This window comes from Burkholderia sp. Z1 (assembly GCF_014893795.1).
Lineage (GTDB): Bacteria > Pseudomonadota > Gammaproteobacteria > Burkholderiales > Burkholderiaceae > Burkholderia > Burkholderia theae.
In genome coordinates this window covers 3,136,720-3,162,814 of the sequence record NZ_JACFYL010000002.1, presented here as the reverse complement: position 1 = coordinate 3,162,814, position 26,095 = coordinate 3,136,720, and the positions used below count along the sequence as shown (strand labels likewise).

At 64.9% G+C, this 26,095-nt stretch carries 21 protein-coding genes; 5 read left to right on the top strand and 16 right to left on the bottom strand.

Annotated elements, in window-relative coordinates; all coding sequences use genetic code 11:
* Nucleotides 1-39: 39 nt before the first annotated feature.
* The gene (locus tag H3H55_RS37800) at nt 40-474 is read right to left on the bottom strand and encodes a hypothetical protein (RefSeq protein WP_164992078.1); all 435 of its coding nucleotides are present in this window, start codon (nt 472-474) and stop codon (nt 40-42) included.
* 166 nt (nt 475-640) lie between these two features.
* Between H3H55_RS37800 and H3H55_RS31055 the strand changes: the two genes are divergently transcribed.
* Together H3H55_RS31055 and H3H55_RS31050 are read left to right on the top strand one after the other, a co-directional pair.
* The gene (locus tag H3H55_RS31055) at nt 641-1,315 is read left to right on the top strand and encodes a response regulator (RefSeq protein WP_129516343.1); all 675 of its coding nucleotides are present in this window, start codon (nt 641-643) and stop codon (nt 1,313-1,315) included.
* Nucleotides 1,316-1,488: 173 nt separating this feature from the next.
* Entirely contained in the window at nt 1,489-4,557 is a 3,069-nt protein-coding gene (locus H3H55_RS31050) for a hybrid sensor histidine kinase/response regulator (protein ID WP_193101633.1), read from the top strand.
* A 334-nt stretch (nt 4,558-4,891) separates the two neighbouring features.
* On the opposite strand, the gene H3H55_RS31045 is transcribed toward H3H55_RS31050, so the two are convergent.
* The 15 genes from H3H55_RS31045 to H3H55_RS30975 form a co-directional block, all read right to left on the bottom strand.
* Nucleotides 4,892-5,911 carry a fimbrial protein gene (locus tag H3H55_RS31045; RefSeq protein WP_226800420.1) on the bottom strand — a complete coding sequence of 340 codons (1,020 nt, stop codon included), beginning with the start codon at nt 5,909-5,911 and terminating at the stop codon, nt 4,892-4,894.
* Nucleotides 5,912-6,042: 131 nt separating this feature from the next.
* Nucleotides 6,043-6,855 (bottom strand): molecular chaperone, encoded by an 813-nt coding sequence (locus H3H55_RS31040; RefSeq protein WP_193101631.1) that lies wholly within the window; start codon nt 6,853-6,855, stop codon nt 6,043-6,045.
* Nucleotides 6,856-7,096: 241 nt separating this feature from the next.
* Nucleotides 7,097-9,541, bottom strand: a complete 2,445-nt coding sequence (locus H3H55_RS31035) for a fimbria/pilus outer membrane usher protein (RefSeq protein WP_193101629.1) — start codon at nt 9,539-9,541, stop codon at nt 7,097-7,099.
* 171 nt (nt 9,542-9,712) lie between these two features.
* Nucleotides 9,713-10,432, bottom strand: a complete 720-nt coding sequence (locus H3H55_RS31030) for a molecular chaperone (protein ID WP_193101627.1) — start codon at nt 10,430-10,432, stop codon at nt 9,713-9,715.
* Nucleotides 10,433-10,502: 70 nt separating this feature from the next.
* Nucleotides 10,503-11,099, bottom strand: a complete 597-nt coding sequence (locus H3H55_RS31025; protein ID WP_319022340.1) for a fimbrial protein — start codon at nt 11,097-11,099, stop codon at nt 10,503-10,505.
* Nucleotides 11,100-11,428: 329 nt separating this feature from the next.
* Nucleotides 11,429-12,454 (bottom strand): acyltransferase family protein, encoded by a 1,026-nt coding sequence (locus H3H55_RS31020; RefSeq protein WP_193101625.1) that lies wholly within the window; start codon nt 12,452-12,454, stop codon nt 11,429-11,431.
* Nucleotides 12,447-13,577, bottom strand: coding sequence for a hypothetical protein (locus H3H55_RS31015; RefSeq protein ID WP_226800419.1), 1,131 nt, complete (start codon nt 13,575-13,577; stop codon nt 12,447-12,449). The genes H3H55_RS31020 and H3H55_RS31015 overlap by 8 nt, the downstream gene beginning before the upstream one ends.
* Nucleotides 13,567-14,859 (bottom strand): lipopolysaccharide biosynthesis protein, encoded by a 1,293-nt coding sequence (locus tag H3H55_RS31010; RefSeq protein WP_193101623.1) that lies wholly within the window; start codon nt 14,857-14,859, stop codon nt 13,567-13,569. Before H3H55_RS31010 ends, H3H55_RS31015 begins: the two co-directional genes overlap by 11 nt.
* Nucleotides 14,853-16,025, bottom strand: a complete 1,173-nt coding sequence (locus H3H55_RS31005; protein ID WP_193101621.1) for a polysaccharide pyruvyl transferase family protein — start codon at nt 16,023-16,025, stop codon at nt 14,853-14,855. Before H3H55_RS31005 ends, H3H55_RS31010 begins: the two co-directional genes overlap by 7 nt.
* Entirely contained in the window at nt 16,022-17,269 is a 1,248-nt protein-coding gene (locus H3H55_RS31000; RefSeq protein WP_193101619.1) for a glycosyltransferase family 4 protein, read from the bottom strand. The genes H3H55_RS31005 and H3H55_RS31000 overlap by 4 nt, the downstream gene beginning before the upstream one ends.
* On the bottom strand, nt 17,266-19,563 hold the full coding sequence (locus tag H3H55_RS30995) for a polysaccharide biosynthesis tyrosine autokinase (RefSeq protein ID WP_193101617.1): 2,298 nt from the start codon (nt 19,561-19,563) through the stop codon (nt 17,266-17,268). Before H3H55_RS30995 ends, H3H55_RS31000 begins: the two co-directional genes overlap by 4 nt.
* Nucleotides 19,560-20,057 (bottom strand): low molecular weight protein-tyrosine-phosphatase, encoded by a 498-nt coding sequence (locus H3H55_RS30990; RefSeq protein WP_193101616.1) that lies wholly within the window; start codon nt 20,055-20,057, stop codon nt 19,560-19,562. Before H3H55_RS30990 ends, H3H55_RS30995 begins: the two co-directional genes overlap by 4 nt.
* Nucleotides 20,054-21,205, bottom strand: a complete 1,152-nt coding sequence (locus H3H55_RS30985) for a polysaccharide biosynthesis/export family protein (protein WP_193101614.1) — start codon at nt 21,203-21,205, stop codon at nt 20,054-20,056. The genes H3H55_RS30990 and H3H55_RS30985 overlap by 4 nt, the downstream gene beginning before the upstream one ends.
* Nucleotides 21,206-21,257: 52 nt before the next feature.
* Nucleotides 21,258-22,670: an undecaprenyl-phosphate glucose phosphotransferase gene (locus H3H55_RS30980; protein WP_193101612.1), complete on the bottom strand. Its 1,413-nt coding sequence runs from the start codon at nt 22,668-22,670 to the stop codon at nt 21,258-21,260.
* Nucleotides 22,671-23,277: 607 nt separating this feature from the next.
* Complete coding sequence (locus H3H55_RS30975; protein ID WP_048249818.1) at nt 23,278-24,294, bottom strand: 1-aminocyclopropane-1-carboxylate deaminase; 1,017 nt, start codon at nt 24,292-24,294, stop codon at nt 23,278-23,280.
* Nucleotides 24,295-24,490: 196 nt separating this feature from the next.
* On the opposite strand from H3H55_RS30975, the gene H3H55_RS30970 reads away from it, so the two are divergent.
* The 3 genes from H3H55_RS30970 (at nt 24,491) to H3H55_RS30960 (ending at nt 26,075) form a co-directional block, all read left to right on the top strand.
* Nucleotides 24,491-24,991, top strand: a complete 501-nt coding sequence (locus H3H55_RS30970) for an Lrp/AsnC family transcriptional regulator (protein ID WP_129516359.1) — start codon at nt 24,491-24,493, stop codon at nt 24,989-24,991.
* A gap of 110 nt (nt 24,992-25,101) precedes the next feature.
* Nucleotides 25,102-25,605, top strand: coding sequence for an antitoxin Xre/MbcA/ParS toxin-binding domain-containing protein (locus H3H55_RS30965; protein ID WP_193101605.1), 504 nt, complete (start codon nt 25,102-25,104; stop codon nt 25,603-25,605).
* Nucleotides 25,602-26,075, top strand: coding sequence for an RES family NAD+ phosphorylase (locus H3H55_RS30960; RefSeq protein ID WP_193101603.1), 474 nt, complete (start codon nt 25,602-25,604; stop codon nt 26,073-26,075). Before H3H55_RS30965 ends, H3H55_RS30960 begins: the two co-directional genes overlap by 4 nt.
* Nucleotides 26,076-26,095 lie beyond the last annotated feature (20 nt).

Sequence of the window (26,095 nt, the reverse complement as noted above, 5' to 3'; positions counted from 1 at the left end):
CGGCGGATTTCAAATCACACCGGAGGGGAAGGCCGTGCGTCACTTGGGGAAGATATTCGCGCTGTTGATCGAATTCGCGACACTGTCCGAAAAATCACGGAGGGAGTTTCTGACGATGATGAACGAGTATCTGCTGATGTCGCCGGCCCAGCGGCGGCGCGCGATCAACGAATGGAAAATGCAACAGGAAGGCAGCCAGCATGACGAACCTCGCGAGTCGACGCACCGGTAGCGCACGATGTAGGGCGGGCGCGCATCGGGATCACGCCACACTTGCCCGTCGCGCTGCCCGGCGTACGATACGCGGGTAAGATCGATCGATTCGGGCCCGATCGCCAGCGCCGCTGTCGCCGTGTACGGTGCAGGTCGCACGGCGGATGTCAGCGGCGCCCGGATTCGATTTGGCCGCTGCGCGAGCCGCGAGAGGGCGGCGCCGAAGCGCGCCTGCTCATTGGCGCGCAAGATGCGCGGCACGTGGACGGTCGCGCCCGACCGGTGAGCGAAGCCGGATTTATCTTAAAATTAAGTCATTGTCGTCCGGCGAGCCGAACGCGGCTGACTATTGGCCGACAACGCGAGCGCGCGCCTGTCGCGGCGCGAGCCGGATGCGTGAACGAAAGCCTCGGGGAGAAACTGGTACATGGACGAATTCTCAGTGCGCGTGATGGTGGCGGACGATCATCCGGCATCGGCGCTCGGGATGTCGCAGGCGCTGCAAGGCAACAGCACGATCAAGCTCGCGGGCGCCGTTTCGAACTCGACGGATCTGGTTGCGGCGCTCGACGCGCAACCGAGCGACGTGCTCGTGCTCGATTACGTGATGCCCGGCGGAAAGTACGGCGACGGTCTCGTGCTGCTGTCGTTCCTGCAGCGCCGTTACCCCGCGCTGCGTATCGTGACGATCACGATGATCGACAATCCGAGCGTGCTGCGCGCCATTCACAAGCAGGGCGTGCACTGCATCCTGAGCAAGTCCGATGCACTGTCGCACCTGATCGGCGCCGTGCATGCGGCCTACGTCGGCGCGAACTACATGTCGCCGTTCGTCAAGCAGCTGCTGCAGGACGGTGATTCCATGCCCGTCGCGCGTGCGCTGACCACCCGGGAGATCGAGGTGGTCCGGCTCTTTGGCGCGGGCTATACGGTGGGCGAGATCGCCACGCAGCTGCATCGCAGCAAGCAGACCATCAGTTCCCAGAAGTCGAGCGCGATGAAGAAGCTGGGAATCGTTCGCGACGCGGACCTGATCCGGTATGCGGACGAAGGCGACGTGCAGGATCCGTCCGCTCCGGGCGCACCCGCCGCGCGTGACTGACCTGCACACACGGCTCGGTACGGGCCACATGCAGGCGCGCCGTGAGGGCGGCACGGTGCCGCAATGTTCCTGCGCGCAGGTTCGATGCGTGACGGTTGCGCCCACGGCAAGCTGCCGCCGGCACGGGCGAATACCGGCTCACGTTCGACGACAGTGAAACCACAGCGAATCGTATGCCCGACAAACTGAAAAGGCTGGCCGCGCAGGTTGCCGCCGTGGGCGGCAAGCCGTTCGACCCGGTCCGGGTCCGGCGCCAGCAGCACGCGCTGCTGTACGGCGGCGGCGTGGCGATCACCGCGTTCATCGTGCTGTGCGCGATCCTGGTCGTCCGGCTCGCCGTTGGCGACTACGTTGCCCAGATGCGCTCGTCGTTCCTGCGGGACGCGGCGCAACTGCACGGCGAGTTGCAGGTGACGAAGGTGTTGCTCGGGCGATTCGCCGACAACATGACCGCGGCCAACAGCAACCCTGAAGTCGTGCCGCCGTCCGATCTGCAAACGTTGATCGACAATGGTGGCCGACTGGATTGGCCGAACCCGTACGGGAAATCGAGGGTCGTCGGGTTTGCCGATATCACGCCGGGGCATTCGCCTGCTGCGTATCTGCGCTATATCGGCGCGCTCTACCGGATGGGTCACGCCGTGGCCACGCCGTCGCCGGTTTCGATTGCACTGAGTTTCTCGGCTTACCTGATTGGCGTGAACGACGACTATCTGGTGTTGTTCGGCGCCGAACTGGCTGAGCGGGCTCCCGCGCGGCTGGCTCCGTCCGATCTGCACGCGCTGGCGCGACGCCTCGAACCGGCGGGTGTCGATGACCGCGTCGTCATCGAGACGCGCGACGATCCGTTGCTTGGCAGGCCGGTGACCCGGATCGCGCAACGGCTGCGCAACGTGAACGGCGAGCCGTTCGCATGGCTTGTCTTCAACGGGCGTCCCGAACTCGACCGGATCATGGCGCCGCAGGCGCCGGACGAAGAGAAAGTGCTCGTCGACACGAGCGGGCATATCGTGATGGGGCGGACGCATGACAGCGGCGTCGTCGCGCGAATGCTCGATCGCGTGCTGAATCGGGATCGTGCGCCAGCCATTCCGCATCGCATCGGCGGCCGCTTCGTGCTTGGGGATCGCCTGCCAGGGGCCGACCTCGTGCTGATCAAGAGCGTTTCGTGGCAAAGCGTGGCGATGGCCAATGCCACGCGCATCGGCATCACGTGCGTCCTGGCGCTGTTCGGCATCGCGGTGTTGTGGACCGCGATCGTGATGTTCGACCGACGCGCGCTGCGTCCTGCCAATCGGCGCGCGGTACGACTGATCGAAAGCGAGGCGCTGAATCGCACGCTGATTCGCACGGCGCCGGCCGGCCTCGCGCTGCTGTCGCTCGCCGACGGCGACGCGATCGTGCGCAACGATGCGATGGCTGCTTACGACAAGGCCGTGTCGGGGCCGCCGCTCGGCAAACGACTGTGGCAGGTTTATCGCGACGAGGTGCGTGACGACGGTGCGCGCGAGCTCGTCACGCATGAATTCGCGATCGAGCGCGCGGAGCACGGCACCGCATATCTCGACGCCCACATGGTGCGCGCCAAGTACCGCGGCATCGACGTGCTGCTGTGCACGCTGATCGACATCACCGCACGCAAGGAAGTGGAAGAGACGCTCCGTGAAGCGCGCGTGGCCGCCGAGGACGCGAACAAGGCCAAGTCGACGTTCCTTGCGACGATGAGTCACGAGATCCGCACGCCGCTCAACGCGATCATCGGCAATCTCGAACTGATGGCGCGCGCGTCGCTGCCGTCGGCGGAGCAGCGGCGGTTGAATACGGTTGCGTCGTCGTCGGATGCGTTGCTGCGCGTGATCAACGACGTGCTCGACCTGTCGAAGGCCGAGTCGAACCAGATGGTGCTCGAAAGCATCCCGTTCGATCTGCGTCGCATGCTGGACGACGTGACCGCGATGTTCCGGCCGCTCGCAGACGAGAAGAACCTGGCGCTTGCTTGTCGCGTGGCCCCGGATCTGGCCGACGGCTACGTCGGCGATCCGACCCGGCTGCGTCAACTGGTGTCGAATCTCGTCAGCAACGCGATCAAGTTCACGAAGCGCGGCGGCGTGACGATCGAAGCGCGGCCCGCGCCGGTCGGCACGGCCGGGCCGCGTGTCGAGATCGTCGTTCGCGATACGGGCATCGGCATTCCCGAAGACAGCATGTCGACGCTGTTCGACGTCTATATCCAGACCGACGCATCGGTGTATCGCCGCTTCGGCGGCACGGGGCTCGGGTTGCCGCTGTGCAAGCGCATCGTCACGCTGATGGGCGGCGAACTGAATGTCGTAAGCCGCCTTGGCGAAGGCACGATATTTACAGCCGCGTTGCCGCTGCCCGATGCCGCGCCCGGTTGGCGCATCGACACGCCGGAACTGCCGGCGTTCGCGGATGCGGTGCGCGGGTACGGATCGGCATCCGAAGCGGATGACGTGCTTCGCGCGACGGCGGGTGCGGAAGCCGGCACGCTGGCCTGGGACGACGACGAGGAGCCGCTGCGTGTGCTCGTCGCCGAGGATCATCCGGCGAGTCGCGCATTGCTGCGCGACCAGCTCGATGCGCTGCATTACGACGCCACGATCGTTTGCAACGGCGTGGAAGCGATGCGCGCGTTCTTCGAGCATCCGTTCGACGTCGTGCTGACGGATCTCGGCATGCCCGAGCTGGACGGGTTCGCGTTGGCGAATTTCCTGCGGGAGCAGGGTTCGACGGTGCCGGTGATCGCGATGACCGCGCACGCGACCGATGAGGACCGCCGGCGCTGTGAGCGGGCGGGGGCGGTGGAGGTCGTGTTGAAGCCGTTGTCGATCACGACGCTTGAAGCGGTATTGCGGCGGCATGCGGGGCGTGACGGACAAACGGGGCAGAAGCAACTGGATCGCGCCGAGCAGGTCGCGATGACGCACGAGATCAGGCAGACGCTACACGCGGCGTCGCTGCGTTCGCTAACGGTGCTTGAAAACGCATTGTCGAACGGTGATGCCGACCTGGCCAGGATCGAGCTTCACTCGATGCGCGGTGGTTTCGCAATGGCGGGCGCGACGGTGGCAAGAGATACGTGCGCGCGTGCTGAAAGGTTGCTGAATGAAGGCGGACTGGCCGCATTGGCGGAGATTTGGCCGTCTTTTCGGGAAGTCATTGGAAATGCGCTGGCGAGGTTGGCCGAAGCCCGGGTGGATATGACGCAGAGACCGAACTGATCTTCACGGACACCATGCGCAGCAACGTCCTCCAACTGTTGTCCCCGTTGAAGCCATCACGTGTATTCGAGGCAAGCGCGACGGTTGCTTTCAAAGCCCGTGGTCATGCAGAAAACAGATCATGGCCACGACTACGACATATATCACAGGCCACCGCACGCTGTCGGCATTGCCACGCAGATCACTCGTCGTGGTGAGCCGCACGGCAGTGGCTTTCAGGCGATTGTGCGCCCGGTACCAGTGCCTCACCGTCATACATGGGGCGTTGATAAAAATCGTCGCCAGCATACTCTTCTGACGACGGTGTCAAAACTCGTTCCGTCCGCGTTTCGAATTACTTATAGTAGATTTCGACTGCGGCGCCAGCATTGAATGCTCCCATTACGGGCTTGCTGGTGTTCCACTTCAATTGAGCCAGGAAATCATTGACTACCACACGATCCTTTCCGTTCGGCACCAAGACAAACTCCGTGTTGAATGGGACGCTACTGCGGTTCTTCTCCCAGAGCAGACGAATGCTCACGGAAGCATTGTCTTTGGGCACCAGGGTGTCGCTGTTTTGGACGGTTGCATTGAGCGGCGTGAGCTTCGCCCCCAGACCATAGACACTGTCACATGTTTTCTTGGCTGTTACGGAGAACGGAACTTCCGTAATCGTCTTTCCCGACTGTGCAGACTCCGCAGCGACATTATGAAAGTTGATTGTGCTGGGCGAGACAGAGAGGGTCGAGGAACAGGCCACATAGCGCATCTTGTTCAATCCGGTCACATTCATCCGGAAGTTTCTTTGGGGCTGGTTATTCATGCCGCCCTTGCCGTCGAGCTGGAATGCACCGTAGGTTCCGGTCACACCGGTCAGCGGACCGTCCTTGCCTGCGCTGGGCGCACTTCTTTTCATTATGAAAAAGCTGACGGTCATTCGCTTTTTCTTTGCGTCACTTGCGCAGCCGTAGCTCCCGCCAGTGCAGCGCGGAATAACCATATCTGGCACTGCCGTTCTGCAGCGCCCGCCGACGGTTTCCATTTGGTTAGCGCAGTAGTAGTCCACATTATTCATTCTGACACCCAGTTCCAGATCCGGCCCCAGTTGGGTATAGCCTGGATCCGAGGGGCTAAGGTATATATAGACAGACTCGCTTTCGGAGTTTTGGTCTGCCCAGCACGTCATGTCGAGGGTGATTTCATTCGAACGCCAAAGTATGGTGTTCTTGGGCAGCGTGTTGGAAACCGCAATGGTGGTGTCGATCGACGATGTCTTCGAATCCTCTCCACCGAATCCATTCCCGTTCGAGGTGGCATTGTTCAGGCAGGCCAACGCGAAGCTTTCCTGTGAAAGTGTAAGCATCAGGCCCATGAGAATCCATCGGATCTTCCGCTTTGCCACCGTTTCTCGCGCAGCGCAGGCTATTTCGCGATAGATCGACGCGAGGCAATTCGCAAGCCGGTATGGCAACTGAGCCATCGACAGCGGTGTTCGAAATCGCATTATTGGTTACCTCTTTGTGAGTCATTTTGATCTTCGAGAGCGCCACGTGATCGGTCCTCGGGTTGCAGGCGCGATGTCCGGTGAAATGTCATTCCACTGTCTCCCACGTAGTAATAGCTGACCTCGGCTAGTGAGTTGGAACAGGCGCCTTCTTCGACCAAGTGGGAAGAGAACGGTTGAAGCATGAGGTGCGCGACTGCGTTGCTACAGACTTCCCCGGATTCACTCTTCAGATCGACGTCTGTCAGGGTCAGGTAGTACGGCGAATCATTCCGCACCTTGACGCGCGTGGGGTGTTTGTCTCGAATCGTCTTCCAGTCGAGCTTGTCTACGGCTTCAGGCAATCCAATATTCAATCGAGGTCGATAGAAAAACTTGAGATGATGCCGGAACGCGACCTGCAAGGTGTTCGGGGCAGTCGGTCGCTGCGGGATCTCGAGGACGCTGAGAACAAAATAGGATTCTCTCTCCTTCGGCAAACTGGTTCCCTGATAGAAGACGTAGATCGACTTGCGTCCGCTCGCGGGAATCAGCATCAGCGGGTTGGAGACAGCCAAGGGCAACTCTTTTCCTTCCAGCAAATCCCCCCATTCGATCGAGACTTGCACAAGCACAGGGTCTGCTCCGTCGTTGACGATATCGATCTGCTTTCTACCGGACCCTTCATCCATGACAAACCGGCTGAGACCATCGAAACTGAGGGCCGCATGCACCGCGTTGCTCTGCCAAAGAATGAGCAGGAGGAGGCACGAAGCTGCCAGCCGGGCGAACACGCAGGCTGAGTCAGTCGCTTTTCCGAATCGATTTGTCATAACTTCGCCGTCCTTGCCATATCTGTCGTCGAAAAGATGAGGTTTTGCGATGCCAGGACCGTCGTGACTCGGGGAACGAATCGTGTGACGTCCCGATCCTTCGTGCGTGCGGTGCTGGCTGATCTGTCCTCGCTATTGCGCGTTGGCCGACCAAATTTTTGGTGCGGCTGCTTGACTGATGCGGGGTCCGCTGCCGCACGATGAGTGCGACTTGTTTCGCCGCAACTCTTGGTGATGCATGTCAGCGTCCCGTCATCCGGCAACTCATCCCGACACGCTCGTACATGAGTGCCTTGTTCTGCGGCGGGAGCGTGTAGTTGCCTTCACACGTGCCTTCACTCCAGCGAATCGACAGATTCCCCTGATCCTTCAGGCCGAAAGCAAGCACACGCGATGCGTTGTCGACCATGCCAAGCACCTTGTCGTTTTGGTCGTAAGCCGTCGCACCGAATGGCACCTTCTTGCCATCCGTTGTCGTTACGTCGAACTGGATGCGACGACCCGTTTCCGCTGCAAACCGCGTTGCGACAATGGCGCCACGTGTCGGAACGATTGTCTTCGAGTTCTCGACAATCTCGGTGTTGTTGCCGAGGCTTTCGGTATCGATGCTGATCCAGTTGTATCGGTAGGGTTGCGCATAGGGCAGCACTGCGTACCCTCTACGATCGGTGCTGATCGTCGACGAGGAGTCGAAGCGTGCGCCCTTGACGCCCGGTACCTCGACGATCGAGAACGTTTCGCCAACTGGTTGGCCGAGCGTGATGCCGCCTCGATGCGCGACGATCGACCCCGAAGCACCGATATCCACGTGCTTGCCGTGACCGGATTGGTTGTAGTTCGCCGTCAGCTTGGTCGTCGGCGTATCCCACCCGAGGCCTACGCCGCCGGCTCCGCCGCTATGCTTCCGGTAATCACCCTGTACCGAATAGTTGACCGTATTCCGTTCATCCAGGAAGCCGCTGACGCCAGCCTGGACGTTCATAGCGCCGTTCGTCGACGCGACCGTACTCGCGAACGCACGATGCGAGCGCGTACCGCCGCCGATTGGGATGCTGATCGATGCGCTGATCTGTGTGTCTGAGCGTCCGAATGGTCCGGTATCCTGAGTACGCGCGACTGCGACGCTGTAGCTGAGATTCTTCAGCGCTCCGCTATAGCCGAGCTGGATGTTGCGGCTCGATCCGCCGCGATTCCAGTAGCTCGTCTCACCGATGCTCGCATATACCGATCCGTTGCCGCCGAGCGATTGGTTGATGTTCAGTTCGACACGGCTCTTTTGGCGTTGCAGTCCGCCGCTTTGACTGCTGTCGAAATCGTCGACGTGCTGACTGAGCGTGCGATAGCCGTCGGTCGAGTACCGATAACCGACCATGGTGAGCGTCGTATCGGTCGCCGACAGCGTTTTCGAATACAGGAAGCGGAAGCTCTGACCGCTCGCCTTGTGTCCCGGCGCATTCGACTGGCTGTGCGTGACGTCGAACGACACGCCGCCGAACGGTGAGTTATAGCCGACGCCGAGTGCGATGGCTGCATAGCGCTCGGCGCCGATGAGGCCACCGTAGCCGGTCAGATTATCCGACACGCCGTAGACCACCGAGCCTTGCACGAACTTGGGCCGCGATTGGCCGAAGCCGCGGTACTGGCCCGCGGAGAACGCATACCGCATCGTGCCGCGACGGATCATGACCGGCAGGTACGAGTACGACTGCCGGTAGGTGCGCACGCTGCCGTCGGATTCGATGATCCGGATCTCGAGATCGCCGTTCGAGCCGCTCGGGTAGATGTCGCGCAATTCGAATGCGCCCGGCGTGACAGACGTCGAGTAAATCACGTAACCGTTCTGGCGAATCTCCACGACGGCGTTGCTCTGTGCGATGCCGCGTACGACCGGCGCATAGCCGACTTCGTTGTCGGGCTGCATCCCCGTATCGGAACTCACCTGAACGCCGACGAAGCGCACGCTGTCGAAGATTTCGCCGGACGAATACACCTCGCCCATCGACAACCGGCTCTTGATGCCCTGCAGATCGCGCTCGACGTAGCTGCGGTTGGCCGTGAAGCTCGATGTCGCGCCGCGCCGTCCCGTCAGCGACGATTCGTTGCGGAACCGCCAGGCGCCGACGTTGAGGCCATTGCGCAGGCCGAGGTAGTAGTAATCGCTGCGATACCCGGAGTCGGTATCGTGGCTGAAGGTCGCCTGGTAGTTGGTGTAGGCTGCAGTGGCACCTTCGTTCCATTGTGACGGGTCGACATAACCTCGCGCCTGGCCCTGCACGTAGGCCTGCGGTATGCTTACGCTGAGCGTCAGCATACCGACGTCGAAAACCGACGACGCACCTTCGACGAGATCGGGCAGATTCACCTGCGCGTCATCCGCAAGGCCGGACTCCAGCTTGCCTTCACGTTCGAGACGCTTCACATCCACGCCGAGCGACTTGAGCAGCCCGTATGTGATGACCGGCTTGACGTCGCCTGACGCGCTCGCCGTAAAGACAATGGATTCTCGCTTCGCGCGCCGCTGGTTAAGCGACACGTCAATATCGTACGTTCCCGGCGGAACCGAACTGCCCTGCTCGAAATATTTGAGCTCGACAGTCGAGTCGCTTTTCTCGTCCTTCTTCAGGAACATGTCGTTGAACTCAGCTGCCTGAACGGCCGCTGGTATGGCGATTCCGCCGAGCGCCATCAGACAGTATGCTCCCTGGCAAGCCGCTGCGATTTTCTTTACGGTTGTATTCATGCCTTGTTCGAGTGCGTCTCTCGTCTGCCGAAGTTTCCGAAATGCGCGCCCTCTAATAAATTAGTAAAACTGAATATATTGAGGATTCGGTCGAGACGACGTGGTGCGGTTGCTCGGTCATCTCGAGATGACTGATTGGGTGCGGACTGCCGCGCCGAAATCGTCGATCGATTCGAACTCCACTTTCGCGTCCGCTGCGACGGACCGACCCGAGAAATCCTTGACTGCGACGCGTTGCGACGATTTTGGCGCGATCATTTCCGGGGTGACGGTGTAGGCATTCGAGCCGCTACGGAGGCTTGCACGCACCACGGACACGTAATACGGCGTGTCGTTGACGATCTCCATCCCCGGCTTGCCATCGTTGTCGGCCCAGCGCCACTTCAATTGCCCAGGGGCCTCCTCGGGCTTGCCGGGAAGATCAGCAGGCCGATAGAAGAGCTTGATGCGCTGCCGTACTGCGATCTGAAGCGAGTTGTCGTCCTTCGGCTTCTGTGGAATTTCCTGCACGTTGAGCCAGAAGACCGATTCGCGATCGGGTGCCAGACCTTGCCCGGAATAGAAGATGCGCAACATTTGCTGCTTCTCGCCGCCGAGGCGGCTGAGAGATGGCGTGATTGCAAATGGCAGATCGCGATGAGCGTCGTTTGGCGCTTCCAGCCACGACTGGATCATCACGTCGTCTTTCGATCGGTTCTTGACGAGTACCGACGCTTCCTTGCTTTTCGCGGTGTAGACCACCCGGGTGCTGGACAGTGAAATGCCGGCGTGGGAGGGAACGGGAAGGGACAGCAGCGAGCTAGCCGCGACCAGCCCGGCGATGAGTGTTCTTTTCATGTCGGAATCTGAATCTGGGCAGGGCGGCGGGACGGCATGAATCACCATCCTGCCGCTTGGTTGGGGCGAATTACTCGTAGGTGAGCGTGAACGGCAACGTGCCGTTTGCCGTACCTGCGTCGATAGCGTCACCGTTCGCGACGTAGCCGGCACGCATGTTCAGCTGCGCGGTGTAGACCGGCGCCTCTTCGGTGCCGCCCTTGGTCAGCGCTGCGTCGAAGGTCTCGTTGGCAGCCAGGTTCAGCAGCTTGTTGTCGCCATCGTAGATACCGATGCCGACACCCTTGGCCGTGCCCGTGGTTTTGAGCAGCTTGTTGTTCTTCGAATCGGTGCCGGAGCCAGCCATCGGGTCGAACTTCACCTTGACCGAAGTCAAGCCAGCCGCGGTGTTGCCGCAATCGAGGTTGAGGTTGATCGACGTGCCGGCCGCGATGCCGCCGCCCGCGGTGCTGCCGAGCGCGTCGGCGCTGACGGTGCCGAGGTTGACTGCGATGTTCTGGTCGCCCTTCCCACCCGTGACACTGGAGCCGGCGCCGCCCGTGATCGAGCAGGATGCGGCCGTGATCGCACCGGTGAAGTTGAGCGTGCCGTCGGCCGCCATCGCCGAGCCGGCTGCGAACATGCTTGCGATTGCTGCCAGCGCGAGAATTTTCTTGTTGAAAGCCACGATTTTCTCCGTTCGAGATTTAGGTGAATTAACTCTTGGAAGAGTCAGGAGAAATGTTATCGGGGGGGTGAAAATTCTCTTATAGGACGAGTACGAATGAAATTTTCCGTAACAGGTGATTCGTACGATTTCTCACTTTTCGCGGGGAACGCCACGCCTGGTTGCGAATGACTCGGGGGATTTGACGTTGTTGACGTGTCGGGATAACAGCCGTCCGGTGAGCTGGACGAGAGGGCGGTCGCGTCCGTGGCGTTTCGACGCATGAATGGCGATGATGCGGTGGCACACTTTGTGCGCTATTGCCTCGGGGGCAACCGGCGATAGCGCGATCACGATGGTGGCCGGGGCCATCGGTTCAATACCGACACCATCGGCCGTTCGATCCGGACATGGCGTGCATATCCGGATACGCAGACCACGCCGAGCGTTGCGCATGCGGTCGCGATGCCAGTCCACGTCTGAAGATTCGCATGCGCGCCGACGATCTTCTCGGTGAGTCCTATGACATACGGATGGATCAGGTAGATCGAATAGCTGGCGGCGCCGAGCGAAGCGACGATCCGATTCGAGAGCGACTGGTTCCGCATGTCGAGCGCGGCCAGCGAAACGATCAGCACGCACGCCGGCACACCCCATAGCGCAACACGCGTCAACGCTTGCGGCGTGCCGAAAATTGCATGAGGCAACGAAATCGCCGCGACGGCGGCCGTTGCCGCTGCCGCGCACATCCACACCGGCACGGCGATTCGCCGGGCGATGAGGGTCTGCAGCACCCGATACGCCACGACGCCGAGGCCGAACTCCAGCACGAACGGTTGTCCGAGGTGATGGACGACGGTGCCGGGCGTGCCACCGATTGCCACCGCTACACAGAAGAACGCGAGCACCATCGCGGCGAGCGCCGTCGCGTAGCGTGCGCGGACGACCCCAAGGCTTGCCGCAATGGCGAGATAGAACAGCATCTCGTACTCGAGGGTCCAGCCGTTCAGGTTCAGCGGGCCCCAATGACCGTTTTCCTTGACGTAAGGCACGAACAGCAGCGATTTGACGAGGTATTCGGGTGCGGCCGTCGTCGTGTTCAGCCAGTGCGGACGCAGCACGGCGATCGCGTAGATGCCGAGCGTCGTCACCCAGTAGAGCGGCACGATCCGGACCAGGCGCTTGTATAAGAACGCGCGGCCTTCGTCCGGCGCGACGCACGACATGATGAACCCGCTGATCACGAAGAAGACGTCGACACCAGCCTGGCCGAACGGAAGCACGCGCATGTGATATGCGACCACCGCGAGGGCAGCGAAGGCCCGGGCTGCCTGGATATTGGGGAAGAACGCGCGTGGGTGCACGGTGTCACGCATGGCGATTTCCGGTCGGGATTTCTCGCGACACCGCCGATCGGTTGCGGTGACCGGCAGTGATGTCGGACGCACCGGACGTACCGGATCTCCGCCCCGGCCCCCGCACCACTCGCGACGCACCCACGAACTGCACCGCGCACAGCAGCGACACGCTCGACAAATGGCGCGTATAGCTGCCGAGATCGGGCTCGAACAGCATCGACACGGCAACATGTCCAATGACGAGGGCGGCAAGCACCTCGCGGCCGTGACCGCCATCGCCCCGCGCACGTCGCCACACGGCGGCCAGCGCGATCCACACGAACACCTGCATCGCGATCTCCTTCGGCCCGGGCGAAAACAGCACCGGCAGATTCAGGCGGAGCACCGCATACAGGTAGTTGACGCCGAACGCGACGAACGAAACCGGCTCGGCCGGGTTGCGGAAGCTGGTGCGAGCGCCGAACGGCGAGCCGTATTCGAGATAGTCCGCGGCCATGTCGCGCGGATGCTGCAGCAGGTAATACACGTCGTTCGGCAGCAGGAAGATCGCGAGCAGCACGGCAAGCATCAGCACGATCTTGCGCGGCCACGCACCTCGCCGAAACAGCAGCACGCCGATCGCGATCGCGGGAATCAGCGCGAAATAGCTGCGTACAAAGGCTGCATAGGCGCTGTACAGCACGACGGCGGCCGCGATCGCAACAAGCGCGGCGCGACGCTGCGCGATCCGCGCGAGCGCGATGGCCATCAGCACGACGAGCGTGTCCTTGCTCGCGACGAACAGGTTGAAGAACACACACGGCGCGAGCAGCACCATGCAGGCCGCCATCGAGCCAACGCGCTTGCCCTGGCCGAGCACAAACCAGATGCAGAGCGCGCCGACCGACGCGACGAACAGATGCGTACCGGTCGCGCCGAGCGCCGCGTAGAGCCGCGCGACCGCATCGAACGACGTGCCTTCGTAGGTGCTGGCGCCACCGATCTGGCTCTGGATCTTCTCCGCATCGCGAAAGATGAACTCGGGCAGAAACGCACCGGCTTTCGCATAGATGCCCCAGTAAGCCAGCACGGCCAGCGCGGCGACGGCGCGTATCAGGCCGTGGCTGAGCCGCGGGCCCGCGCAAATCAGCTTATCCAGCATGATTCAGCTCCGTGGCGGGCGGGATGTGTCGATGTCGGCGCGTGAGTCGCGCGACGCTCAGCGCGAGCATCGCGGCGACCGCGACGCTCGTCGCCAGATGGGCGAGCGCGGCGCCCATGACGCCGTCGCGCGCGATCAGTTGCGACGCAACCGGCAGGTACAGCAGCGCGATCACCGTCAATGCGGCCAGCACGACGCTGCCGCCACGCAGCGCGATCGCGGCGGCCCACAGTACGTCTGCCACCGCGCGCAGGACGAACGACACGAGCAGCACCGCGAGCAGCGCGGCATGGCCGGCGTCCGCCGGCTCGTGCGCGAACGCGAACAGGTCGCGGTACACGACGGCGATGACTGCCGATGCGAGCAGCGTCACGCCCACGCTGGCCGCCGCCGCATGGCGTACCTGATGCAGAAACGCGCCGGGCGTATCGGCCAGCGTTCGCACGAAGCGCGGGCCGGCCGTCGCCACGACCGTTGCGAACGCGACCGTCTGCACGGCGTTGGCGATCGACCATGCGAATACGTACTGGCCGAGTACATCCGCGCTCACATGGCTGCCGGCGATGAAGCGTTCCGCGTATTGCAGCACCACGAGGAGCACGCCGGCCGCGTAGAAGGGCAGCCCGTGCAACCAGACCGGGAACACGCCGTCCGAATCGGTCGCGCTCTCGGGGAAACGGATGCCGCGCGCGCGGTGCGCGAACGCATCGATCCGGCGCAGGCACGCGATCACGACGAGTATGTTGGTCATGACCCAGATCGCGAACACCGTCTCGATCGATTGCACGACACCCGCGAGCAGCCCCGCGCACGCGACGCCGGCCCACGCGCCGGTGCGCACGAACAGCAGCAGCGACGCGGCACGCGGCCGGTGCAGCGAGAACAGCCATCCGTTCGTCTCGAATGCCGCGTGCTCGGACAGCGCGACGAGCAGTACGCTCCACGCGAGCGACGCTGGCAGCCCGAAGCGCGCGAGCAGCGCGGCGGCGGTTTCGTTCAGCGTCGCCACGGCAAGCGCGGCGGCGAGCAACAGGTAGAGCGCGCCATAGACGACGCACAGCCGGCGCGCATTGCCGATGGCCGGTAGCGGGTTGGCCTCGCTCAGGCGCCGGTTGAGCTCGGGGCTGAAGCCGAGGCCCAGCACTTTCGATGCGATCACCGACGCGGCGACCGCCAGCCCGTACGCGGCGATCGCGTCGAAGCCGAGCGTGCGCGCAACGACGATCGCGAGCGCGAATTTGAGGCCGAGCGCCGAAAACCGCAACAACAGGCGCGTCAGCATCGTTCGCCCTTGTCGGTATCGAGCGCGGCGCGCAGCGCATCGATCACGCGCACGCGCGCCGCGCGAATGCGGGCGAAGCCGGTTTGCGCGGCGTCCCAGAACGCCGCCGTCGCGCCGGGCGCGAAGATCGTGTCGGCGACGGACGCGGGATCGAAGTTCGCGCCGTTGACGACCCAGTCGTAGAGCCGCATGTCCGCATAGGCGCCGAAGCCCTTGCGCTCGTAGCTGACGTGGAATGCCGGCACGCCGTGCAGGATCGATTCGAGCGCGCCGTGCAGCCGCACCGACACCGTGACGTCGGGCCGGTCGTGCTCGAGCAGCGCCTTGAGCGGTACCAGTGGATCGCGGATGCCGAGGCGGTGGTAGTACGCCAGATCGTCGTTGCCGCGTCCGGTGCTCTGTATCGCGAAGCTCACCCGGCATGTTGCGCTTACCTGTTCGACGAGCTGCCGGATCGATGCGTCGTAGCGCGCGCGTTGTGCGGCGGACCATGCGGGTGCGCGGCGCAGCACGAACGCGACGTGCCGCACGTCGCGATTGGCGCGCGCCGCGCGCTGCAGGATCGCGTCGCGGCGATGCTCGAAATCGAGGACGGCGAGATCGGGGGCGCGCCGCGTATTCGGATTCGCGGCGAGGAAGGCCGCGGAACGGTCGTCGCGAACGAACACCGTGTCGAACGCGGCAAGCAGCGAGCGCAGGTGCGCACCGACCGGGCCAGCCGACAGCGTGGGTCCGATGCTTTGCGGCAGATACACGGCCGGTTTGCCCGACGCGCGCGTGGCGCGCATCTGCAGCAGGTGCCCGGCTTCGAGCTTGAGCGCCTCGAGCGGATTGCGCGCGCGCAGGTAGCCGCCGCCGACGCCGACGATCAGGTCGACCTGGTCGAGCAAGTCGCCGAGCGGGCGCAGCCCGCCGTTCGCGGGCAGATGCAGCGCGGCGCCGGCAGCGGCGGCCAGCCGTCGCCAGCCGCCGCCGGCGAGCACGGGGGCCGGGCGCACGTCGTCGTGGCCGGGAAACGACGCGGGATCGGCGGCGACGATCGACACGCGTGTCGCGTCGCCGAAGGCCTCCCGCAGCAGCGAGACGGACAGGTCGACCAGCAGGCCGTCGCCGGCGTTGCTGGCGCTGTATGCGTGCAGCAGCGCGACGTGGGGAGAGGAAGTCATGCGAGGTGTCCTTGAACGAGTGCGCGATACAGGTCGTGGGTGCGCCGGACCATCGTCGCGGCGGAGAAATGGTCGAGCGTCGCCGCGCAGTGCGTGCGCATCGCGAGGCGTCGCTCCGCGTCGCGGGCGAGCGCGACGACGGTGCGGGTGAATTGCGTCGTGTCGTCGTCGTTCGGCACGACGATGCCGATGCCGTGCGTGTCGACCAATTCGGTCACGCCCGCGACGCGTGACGCGACGATCGGCACACGCGCGGCCATCGCCTCGAGGCAGACGTACGGAAACCCTTCGTAGCGGCTCGGCAGCACGAACAGGTCGAATGCGGAGAAATAGCGGCTGGCGCGCTCGACCGGGCCGGCAACATGAAGATTGGGCGGCACGTCGTCAGCCTCGGGGCCGGCCTCGGCAGGGAAGTTACCCGGGCCGATCGCGATGAAGCGCACGTCGAGGCCGCACTGACGATAGACGCCGCGCGCGATCCGTACGAGCCGATCGACGCCTTTCTGGTGGCTGAAACGCCCGACGAAACCGACGACGATCGCATCGTTCGGCAGGCCGAGCGCCAGCCGCGCGTCGCGGCGCGGGAGCGTCGCGGTTGACGGGACGCCGTTGGCGATCGTCGCAACGCGATGCGTGGGGATGCCGAGCGCGTCGTGCAGATGCCGCGCTTCGTCGCGCGAGACGGCGACGATTCGATGCGAGCGGAAGTGGCCGAGCAGTGCCTCGATCGTGCCGTACACGCAGCGTTGCAGCCCGCTCAGGGCCGGGTTGAGCGTGTAGATTGCATGCGGCGTGTACACGTGTCGCCACGGCCCGATGCACAGGCGCGCGATCGCGCCGGCCTTCGAGCTGTGGCTGTGCACGATGTCGGGGCGAATGCGCAGCAGGCATCGATACACGTGCGCGACGGCCAGCGCATCGCGCCAGCCGACCGCGCGCCGCATCGGCACATGGTGCACGCTCGCGCAAAGTGACAGCACGCGCGCGTCGAGGATCGTACCGTCGAAGCGCGGCCCGCGCGGCACGATCAGGTGCAGTTCGACGCCGCCGGCCTTGCTCAGTCCGTCGATCAGGTCGGCGAGATGGACGGCCACGCCGCCGCCCGCCGCTTCGACGACGAGCGCGACACGCAGCGGCGGCGTGCGGTTCGCGCGGAGCGTCACGGGTGGTCCTGCGGCGGGTCGTGCCGCGATGCGCGCGGCTTCGCCGGCGGCCGGACGTTCGAGTTGACGGGTATCGTTCATCGCGGCGCTCCTCGCCGCAAGCGTGCGGCGAACGCGCGCAGCGACTGTCCGATCGACGCCGCGATGCCGCAGCGCGATGGCGCATAGCGGTACTCGGTGTAGCGATACGCGCCGTAACGCGAGCCGTAGCCGCCGGAACGTGGATCGACGCCGTTGAGCAGCACGCCGCTCGCATCGACGCCGTTGTGCGCGAGGCGCCGGATCGCTTCGCCGAGTTCGGCGACGCGGGTCGATGCCGCGCGGGCCGCGAGCAGCACGGTGCCCGCATGGTGGCCGAGCACGACGGCGTCGGTGACGGCGAGGATCGGCGCGGCGTCGATCACGACGAGGTCGTAGCGGGCCGACAGCGTATCGAGCAGCGCGCCGACGCGATCGTCGACGAGCAGTTCCGCCGGATGCGCGGGGATTGCGCCGGTCGGGATGAAGTCGAGGTTGGGGATCACGTCGCGGCGGACCGCCGCATCCGGCTCGACCGCACCCGAAAGCAGCTCGGCGAAACCCGGCTCGCGCCCGACACCGAGCGCGTCGTGCAGGTAGCCGCGGCGCAGGTCGCCGTCGACGAGCAGCACGCGCTCGCCGTTGGCGGCCAGCAGCGCCGCGAAGTTCGACGCGACGAACGACTTGCCGGCGCCGGGCACCGGGCCCGTCAGCAGCAGCACGTTGTTGCGCGCACGCTGCATCGCGAAGCGGAGCGCGGTGCGCAGGCTCCGCAGGCTCTCGACCGCCGGATCGTGCGGATGAAGCACGCTCAACAGATGCGGCCCCGGCGCGCACTGTGCGATGCGCCGTGCGACCTGCCGCTGGCCGGGCGATTCCGGAACGGTCGCATAGACGTCGATACCGAGCGGCCGCTCGATCTCGTCGGCGCTGCGTACGCCACCGAACAAGGTGTCGCGCACGAACGCGAGCGCGACGCCGAGCGCGAGGCCGAGCAGCGCGGCGGCCGCGATCACGACGGGCCGGTTCGGGCGCACCGGGTCCTCGGGCGCGACCGGCGTGTCGACGAGCCGCACGCTGCCGGTCTTGCCTGCCTTGACCAGTTCGAGCTGCTGCGCGTTGGCGAGCAGCGCCGTGTAGAGATCGGTATCGACCTTCACGTCGAGCATCAGGCGCACGGCGTTCTGCTGCAGGTCGGGCAAGCGCCTGACCTGTTGCTCGAACGACTGCTGCTCGCGCGCGAGCGTCGCGATCTGCGCGTCGAGCGCGATCATGTCGGGATGGCCCGGCGCGAAGCGCGAGCCCATCGCGTCGCGCTTCTGTTGCAGTTCGAGCCCGCGCGTCTTCGCGTCGGCCGATTGCTGCAGGATCAGCTTCGCCTCTTCGTCGAGGTCGATGGCGCCGTTCGCGTTGCGCATGTTCGTGTAGCGCTGTTCGGCGTCCTGCAACTGCTTCTTGAGCTCCGGCAACTGCGCGTTGAGGAACGCGAGCGATTGCGCGGCATCGGCGGACTTGCGCTCGATATGCTGGAGCACGTAGTGGTTCGCGATGGCTTGCAACTGCGCCTGCACGCGCTGCGGGTCGGCGCCGCGCAGCGTCGCGACGATCACGCTCGATTGCTTGATCTTTTCCTGGACGTCGAGCCCGCGGCGCAGCGCATCGATCGTGCCGGCGCGCGATTCGCGCACGAGCGTGAAGCGGGTGTCGGGATGCGCGTCGATGCGGGTGACTTCGATGGCGATCGGGCCGTAGGCGGTCGCGAATGTCTCCGGGTGACCGAACGTACCCGTGACCGGCTCCGGCAGCGCGGCACCCGTCAGCCGGTAGCGCCACGAGTCGAGCAGCGAGAGTTCGAAACGCTCGCCTTCGAGCGGCTTCGGTACATCGAAGCGCGCCAGTTCGGCGCTTTCGTCGCCCCATGCGTAGCCGCCGAGGCCCAGCAGGCCGGGGCGCGAGATTCCCGTGTTGAAGCGCGACACGAATTCGCCGACGACCGGGAAGCGCTTCGGTTGCGCGACGATGTAGCTGCGCAGCTCGTCGACCGCGCGCGTGATGACGAGTCGCGACGCGAGGATCTGCGCTTCGGCGGCCGCGCTCGACTTGATGTCGAACAGCGACGACACGTCGCCGAGCACGCTCCTGGCGGCCGACGAATCGCCGCTGTCCTCGACTTGCACCATGATGTCGGCCTGGTATTGCCGCGGGGCAAGGAACGCATACAGCGTACCGGCGCCCATGCAGGCGGCGGTGACGATGGCGATCAGCCAGCGCCGGGAAACGAGCACGTCGATCGCGCCGGCAAGATCGAGCTCGCCGTCGCGGTCGTGTGGATGCTCGTGAGAAGGTGTGGAAGTCATCGGGTCGAATCGGAAAGGACAAGCGTGGAAGGGGCGGCCGGCGCGATGCGCGCGCACCATGCGTCGACACCGCGCTCGATGTGCCGCAGGCTGTGTTCGAAAGACGCGCGCGGGCCGAGGTACGGGTCCGATACGTCGAAGCCGCGTGTGCGGCCGTCACGCGGATCGGGCATGCCGAGCAGGAACACGCGGCCACGCAGCGCCGGCAGGCGGCGCTCGAGCCAGCGTTGCTGGTCGACATCCATCGTCAGGATCAGGTCGGTGCGCGTGGCGAGCCCGGGCGGCACGCGGCGCGCGCGGTGCGCGGCGATGTCGAGGCCGCGCTCGCGCATCAGGTCGACCGCATGCGGATCGGCCGGCTGGCCGTCACGTGCGCCGAGGCCGGCCGATTGCACGTCGACGCCCGGCAGCCGCGCACGGAACAGCGCTTCGGCCATCGGGCTGCGGCACACGTTGCCGATGCACACGACGAGCAGCGTGGCGACCGCGTTCATTTGACGGCGAGCGCCGCGGTGACGCTGGTGTTGACGCCGGGCAGCAGCAGGCTGAGCACGCGGCTGAAGCGCACGAGGCCGCTGCCGTCGACGTAGACGATGTCCTTCGGCCGCAGTTCGAATTCGTTCGCGAGCACCATCGACACCGGCGAGCGCGCGTCGAGATGGAACACCTGCGGGCTGTCCGTGCCCGACCCGCGGATCACGAACATCTGGGCCGCGTCGGCCGTGCCCGCGTTCACGCTGCCGGCCTGTGACAGCGCGTCGGACAGCGTCAGGCGTCCGTCGCGTTGCGGCACCGCGAGCGACGGCTTGTTGACCTCGCCCATCACGTACGCGCCGTAATCGCTGCGGGCCGGCACGTGCAGGAGATCGCCTGCGGCGAGCACGATGTCGGCCGGATTGCGGCCGTGCCTGAGCATCCGGCTCAGGTCGAGCGGATAGGTCACGCCGCCGCGCACCAGCGTCATGCGGCTCTGGTCGGCGGCGGGGCCGAGGCCGCCCGAGCGACCCAGCGCCTCATAGAGCGTCATCGGCACGTCGTTGACGGGCTGGGCGCCCGGTGTACGGACCTCGCCGTCGATGTAGACCTGCTGTGAACGGAACGACGCGACGCGCAGCGTCACCTGCGGATTGCGATACACGCGCGACAGTGCCGCGGCGATCCGGGCTTGCGCGGCGTCGGCGGTCAACCCCGCGACGTGCAGCTTGCCCGCGAACGGGAACGACAGGTTGCCGTCCGGATCGACGACGAAGCCGGACGCCGGGTCCGCTGCGCGCGGCGCGTTCTGCGGCGCGGCGCCTTGCGAAGCGGCGAGCTCGGGGTGATCCCACACGGTGACCTGCAATACGTCGCCGGGGCCGATCCGGTACGGGCCGGGCGGCGCGACGAGACGGTCGGATTGCCCGGACTGTTGCCGGGCCGATTGCGCATCGAGTGCGCGAATCAGGCCAGCATCGATCGGCGTGATGCGGAACGAGGGGGCGCCGCTGCCAGCCTGCGTGTCGGCCGCGTCGGAGGGCGGGCTCATCCGCATGCCGGGCGCGAGCGCACAGGCCGACAGCGCGACGCTTGCGGCCATGGCCAGCAGCATGCGCGCGCAGCGCGGGCGGGCATGCTCCGCGCGGATGTCTTTTGGATTTGTCATAAGTAATCCTTATCAGGTGGCGGCGCGGAATGAATCCGGTGCCGCGTGCGTGTCAGTACGCGTTGCCGTGCATCCAGCCGCGTACGACCGTGGCCGCGACGATGCGCATGTCGAGCGAGAACGACCAGTTGCGCAGGTAATGGAGATCGGCTTCGACACGGCGCTGCATCTTTTCGATGGAGTCGGTTTCGCCGCGCAGCCCGTTGACCTGCGCCCAGCCCGTGATGCCCGGCTTGACGCGATAACGGTGGATGTAGCCGTCGACGATCGGCTGATACAGGTTGTCGTGCTGGAGCGCATGCGGGCGCGGCCCGACGACGGACATCTCGCCGCGCAGCACGTTGATGAATTGCGGCAGTTCGTCGAGGCTCGTCCGGCGCAGGAACGCACCGATGCGGGTCACGCGGGGATCGTCGCGCGTGGCCTGCCGGATTTCGCGGCTGTCTTCGTGCAGCCGCATCGTGCGGAACTTGAGGATCGTGAAGGTGTTGCCGTTCGCGCCCTGACGCTGTTGCCGGAACAGCGCGGGGCCTTTCGACGACAGCCGGACCGCCGCCGCGATCGCGAGCAGCAGCGGCGCCGTGCCGACCAGGACGGCCGCGGAGAACAAACGGTCGAACACGGCTTTCTGAAGCAGCGCTTGCGACGACAACGGCGACGCGACGAGGTTGATCGCCGGCGCGCCGACCAGGTCGACCATCCCCGTGTCGAACATCGACACGGTGCTGACGTCAGGCATGAGCCGGATGTTGACGAGATCGTTGCGGAACGCATCGATCACGGTCATGACGGTGCGCGCGTCGCCGATCGGCAGCGCGAGCCAGACTTCCGGAATCGCATGCGTTCGCACATGATGCGCGAATGCGTCCAGCGCATCGAAGTGCGGCACGCCGGCGTGGCGTTCGCGGCATGCGACGCCGGGATCGAACGTGGCGGCGGCGCGGAAGCCTGCCGACGGCATCCCGGCGATCCGGTCGCGCACGGCGTTGCAATGCGCACCGGTGCCGACGATCGCGACCGGGTAGCCGCCTTCGGGCGGACGACCGATCCGGTCGAGCGTCCGGCTGGCGACGAGCCGCGCTACGCAGAGCGCGGCGCCGCTCGTCACTGTCCAGAGCAGATACCAGTTCGACGGCGTGCTCGACGCGGGCGACAGCGCGCGCATCACGAGCGCCGCGCAGGCTTGCGCGAGCAGCCACGCGAGCGCGGTCAGGACGGTGGCGCGTCGTTTCGAACGGCCGCGCGGTATCCGGTAGATGCCGAATGCGGGGAACAGCACCAGGGCGAACGTTGCCGCGCATGCGACGGCGGTCAATTCGGGCGAACGGTCGATTCGCGTGTCGGGCAGGACCAGCGCCGCGGCGAGCGCGCCGATCGAGATCAGCGCGACGTCGGACGCGCGTGCGATCGATCCCCCCGCGATTGGCGACACCTGCGTGTGCCGGACTTCGAATGACGTATCCATATGCCCCGTTGCTGTCGTTCTGTCGGATGGGTCGCGTCGGCCGTTGTCCCGACGCGGCGCAGCACGACACACCCGGACCGGGCCGGGTGTCGCTGCTGCTTCCAATGCGTGGGGTGGGCAATCGCTGGACGATGACGCTGCTTGATTGGCCGGACGGTCGCGCGTCTCGCATCGGCGGTTTCAACCGTGCCGTTGCGGGCGAATGTTTGCGAAACGTTGCAATCGACTCGACCCGGTCAATTTTCGGCAAGCAGGGGGGCGATTTAAATAGAACGCCTACTAAATGAGGCGCTCATAGACTCGGACAGGTACGAATGATTCAAGACTGCGTCGTAGGGTCAATGTGTCGACGCGGACGAGTCCCGTTCGGCGTGGGCATCCGTCGAGCCGCGCGAAGCCGGTCGAACTCGGCGACGGAGGCGGTCGGATACGCAGGGGAAAGGGGGCGCGTGACGCGACTGAACGGTGCGCGGCGAACGGCGGGCAGGCGGATGGCAGGGGGCGGGGTATGGGACAAAGCGGCGCCGGCCCGACGTCGACGATCGTCGATCGGACCGGCGCGGCGACGGCATGCGCAGGCGCGCGCCGGATCGCGATCGGGCGGGCGTCACCCGTTGCGGAAAATCTCCGCGTAAGCACTCAACGCCGGCACCCCGCCCAGATGCGCATACAGCACCTTCGACCCCGGCTCGAATTCGCCGAGCCGGACCTTGTCGATCATGCCGTGCATCGACTTGCCTTCATAGACGGGGTCGGTCAGCACGCCTTCGAGCCGTGCGCACAGACGAATCGCTTCGAGCGTGCCGTCGTTCGGCAGTCCGTATTCCGGGCCCGCGTAGCGCGTGTCTAGCACGACGTCCTGTTCGTCGATGCGACGCCCGAGCTCGACGATTTCAGCCGTATGCCGCGCGATGCGCGTGATTTGCGCGTGCGTCTGCTCCGGCTTCGCCGACGCGTCGATGCCGATCACGCGATCCGCGCGCCCGTCGGCTGCGAAGCCGACGACCATGCCTGCCTGCGTGCTGCCCGTCACCGAGCACACGACGATGTAGTCGAACTTGAAGCCGAGTTCGGCTTCCTGCTGGCGCACCTCTTCCGCGAAGCCGACGAAGCCGAGCCCGCCGAGCGGATGCTCGGAGCAGCCGGCCGGCACCGGATACGGCTTGCCGCCCGCTTGCCGCACGCTTTCCATCGCCTCTTCCCAGCTTCGGCGAATGCCGATGTCGAAACCGTCCGCGACGAGTCGCACGTCGGCGCCCATCATGCGCGACAGCTGGATGTTGCCGACGCGATCGTAGACAGGGTCTTCGTAGTTGACCCAGTGCTCCTGCACCAGCACGCACTTCATTCCTAGATGTGCGGCGACGGCCGCGACCTGCCGCGTCTGGTTCGACTGGACGCCGCCGATCGACACCAGCGTGTCCGCACCCTGCGCGAGTGCATCGGGGATCAGGTATTCGAGCTTGCGGGTCTTGTTGCCGCCGAACGCGAGGCCGCTGTTGCAGTCCTCGCGCTTCGCATACAGCTCGACCTTGCCGCCGAGGTGCGCGCTCAGGCGCTTGAGCGGCTGGATCGGCGTCGGGCCGAACGTCAGCGGATAACGGGGGAAGCGTTGCAGGTTCATCGAAGCGGTCTCCGGTAAGGCGGGATGTGCATGGGAATCGGTGCGCTCGGGAGAAGCCGGCACGGCGTCTCCCGATAAAAAATGATAGGCATGCAGGCGCGAAATGAGCTTGCGAAATAAATATCGTCGGCCTACGTTGATGACGTTGAAATCGATGAAAGCGCAATACAAGTTCTCTAAAGCGGAGGAAGACGCAATGAAATTAAGCAGCAGATCGGCAGCGGCACCCGACGCCGCACCCGCGCTCGATCGCATCGATCGCGCGATCCTCAGGCAGCTTCAGCAGGACGCGTCGATCTCGAACGTGAGCCTCGCCGCGAAGGTGAAGCTGAGTGCGCCGGCGTGCCTGCGGCGTGTCGAGCGGCTCAAGGAGATGGGGATGATTCGCGGGATCGTCGCGCTGCTCGACCCGAAACCGCTCGGGGCCGGCATGCTCGTCGTGATCGGCTTCGTGCTCGACCGCTCGACGCCAGAAGCGTTCGCGGCGTTCGAGAAGGCCGCGCAGAAGGTGTCGGGATGTGTCGAATGCCACGTCGTGACCGGCGAATTCGACTATTTCATGCTCGTGCGCACGCGGGACAACGAGAGCTTCAACCGGCTGCACGCGGAACAACTGATCTACCTGCCCGGCGTGCGGCAGGTGCGATCGTTCATGGTGCTCAAGGAGATTCTGTCGACGCACGCGCTGCCGGTGTAGCGCGGCGCGCCGGCGGTTCGCGGCGGTTACGACTATGCCATTTGGTCAATTGAAAATTCTCGATTGGTTGTATATAATGGGAATTCAAATTAACCCATTTGGGAGTCGCAATGGCAGCAACCACACCTGCGGCCCGTCAGCCTGCCAAGCGGGCTGCCGCGCCCCGCGCCGCGCCGCCGGCGGGCGGCTCGAACGGTCTGGGCGCCGGCAAGGGCGATTTCGACACCTTTCGCCGGATGGCGCCGATGTCGCAGCGGCGCACGATCGCGGAGGGTTTCGATGCGGTCATCATCGAGCGCGTCGCGCGCGAGTTGCTCGGCGTGCCGGTTCAGTCCCTCTTGAGCGCGCTGAGCCTTCCCAGCTCGACCATTCTGCGGAAAATCGCCAAACACGACCGGTTGTCGCAAGGCGAGTCCGATCGCGTTGCGCGCGTGCTCTATGTGCTGGATCTCGCGACCGATCTGTTTGAAGACCGCGAGCGCGCAGCGGTGTGGATGAGCCGGGCGAACGCGGAGCTCGACGGGTTGAAGCCGCTCGAAGTGCTCGACGTACAGCCTGGCTACGACCGGGTGCGCGACATTCTGAACCGTGCCCAGTTCGGGGTCGCCGCGTGAGGTTGTATCGTCTCGCGAAAGAACGAAAGGGGCACTACCTGGCCGACGACCTGAGCGGGAACGGCGCGGCGATCGCAGGTGGCCGCTGGAATCCGCGCGGCATGCGTGTGCTGTACACCTGCTGCCATGCGTCGACGTCGTTGCTCGAGGCGCTCGTCCATATGTCCGGCTTGCTTCCCGCTGGCGGATTTTCTCTAGTGACGCTCGAAGTGCCCGACACCGTCCATGACAACGCGTACCAGCCGGACCTGCCGGACGATTGGGCGGTCCTGTCGCAGGATCCGGAGTCGACTGCCCGGATCGGGCAGGCCTGGCTTGAAGCGGGCGAGCCGTTGGCGATGCGCGTACCGTCAGTCGTTTGCCCGACCGACTTCAACTTGTTGCTGAACCCGCTGCATGCGGATTTTGCTTCGAGCGTGAAAGTGATCAGCAAAGAAGCGTTCGCGCTGGATCCTCGCCTCTTTGGCTGATCGGTCGTCTTGCCTGGATC

Bases quoted from the DNA above. Each gene is read 5' to 3' on its own strand.
- H3H55_RS31000 (WP_193101619.1), bottom strand. From the start codon at position 17,269: ATGAACGATACCCGTCAACTCGAACGTCCGGCCGCCGGCGAAGCCGCG.
- H3H55_RS31035 (WP_193101629.1), bottom strand. From the start codon at position 9,541: ATGGCGCTCGGCGGAATCGCCATACCAGCGGCCGTTCAGGCAGCTGAG.
- H3H55_RS30985 (WP_193101614.1), bottom strand. From the start codon at position 21,205: ATGACAAATCCAAAAGACATCCGCGCGGAGCATGCCCGCCCGCGCTGC.
- H3H55_RS31030 (WP_193101627.1), bottom strand. From the start codon at position 10,432: ATGAAAAGAACACTCATCGCCGGGCTGGTCGCGGCTAGCTCGCTGCTG.
- H3H55_RS31020 (WP_193101625.1), bottom strand. From the start codon at position 12,454: ATGCGTGACACCGTGCACCCACGCGCGTTCTTCCCCAATATCCAGGCA.
- H3H55_RS31050 (WP_193101633.1), top strand. From the start codon at position 1,489: ATGCCCGACAAACTGAAAAGGCTGGCCGCGCAGGTTGCCGCCGTGGGC.
- H3H55_RS30965 (WP_193101605.1), top strand. From the start codon at position 25,102: ATGGCAGCAACCACACCTGCGGCCCGTCAGCCTGCCAAGCGGGCTGCC.
- H3H55_RS31005 (WP_193101621.1), bottom strand. From the start codon at position 16,025: ATGACTTCCTCTCCCCACGTCGCGCTGCTGCACGCATACAGCGCCAGC.
- H3H55_RS30990 (WP_193101616.1), bottom strand. From the start codon at position 20,057: ATGAACGCGGTCGCCACGCTGCTCGTCGTGTGCATCGGCAACGTGTGC.
- H3H55_RS30970 (WP_129516359.1), top strand. From the start codon at position 24,491: ATGAAATTAAGCAGCAGATCGGCAGCGGCACCCGACGCCGCACCCGCG.
- H3H55_RS30975 (WP_048249818.1), bottom strand. From the start codon at position 24,294: ATGAACCTGCAACGCTTCCCCCGTTATCCGCTGACGTTCGGCCCGACG.
- H3H55_RS30995 (WP_193101617.1), bottom strand. From the start codon at position 19,563: ATGACTTCCACACCTTCTCACGAGCATCCACACGACCGCGACGGCGAG.
- H3H55_RS31015 (WP_226800419.1), bottom strand. From the start codon at position 13,577: ATGCTGGATAAGCTGATTTGCGCGGGCCCGCGGCTCAGCCACGGCCTG.
- H3H55_RS31040 (WP_193101631.1), bottom strand. From the start codon at position 6,855: ATGACAAATCGATTCGGAAAAGCGACTGACTCAGCCTGCGTGTTCGCC.
- H3H55_RS31045 (WP_226800420.1), bottom strand. From the start codon at position 5,911: ATGGGCCTGATGCTTACACTTTCACAGGAAAGCTTCGCGTTGGCCTGC.
- H3H55_RS31055 (WP_129516343.1), top strand. From the start codon at position 641: ATGGACGAATTCTCAGTGCGCGTGATGGTGGCGGACGATCATCCGGCA.
- H3H55_RS30980 (WP_193101612.1), bottom strand. From the start codon at position 22,670: ATGGATACGTCATTCGAAGTCCGGCACACGCAGGTGTCGCCAATCGCG.
- H3H55_RS31010 (WP_193101623.1), bottom strand. From the start codon at position 14,859: ATGCTGACGCGCCTGTTGTTGCGGTTTTCGGCGCTCGGCCTCAAATTC.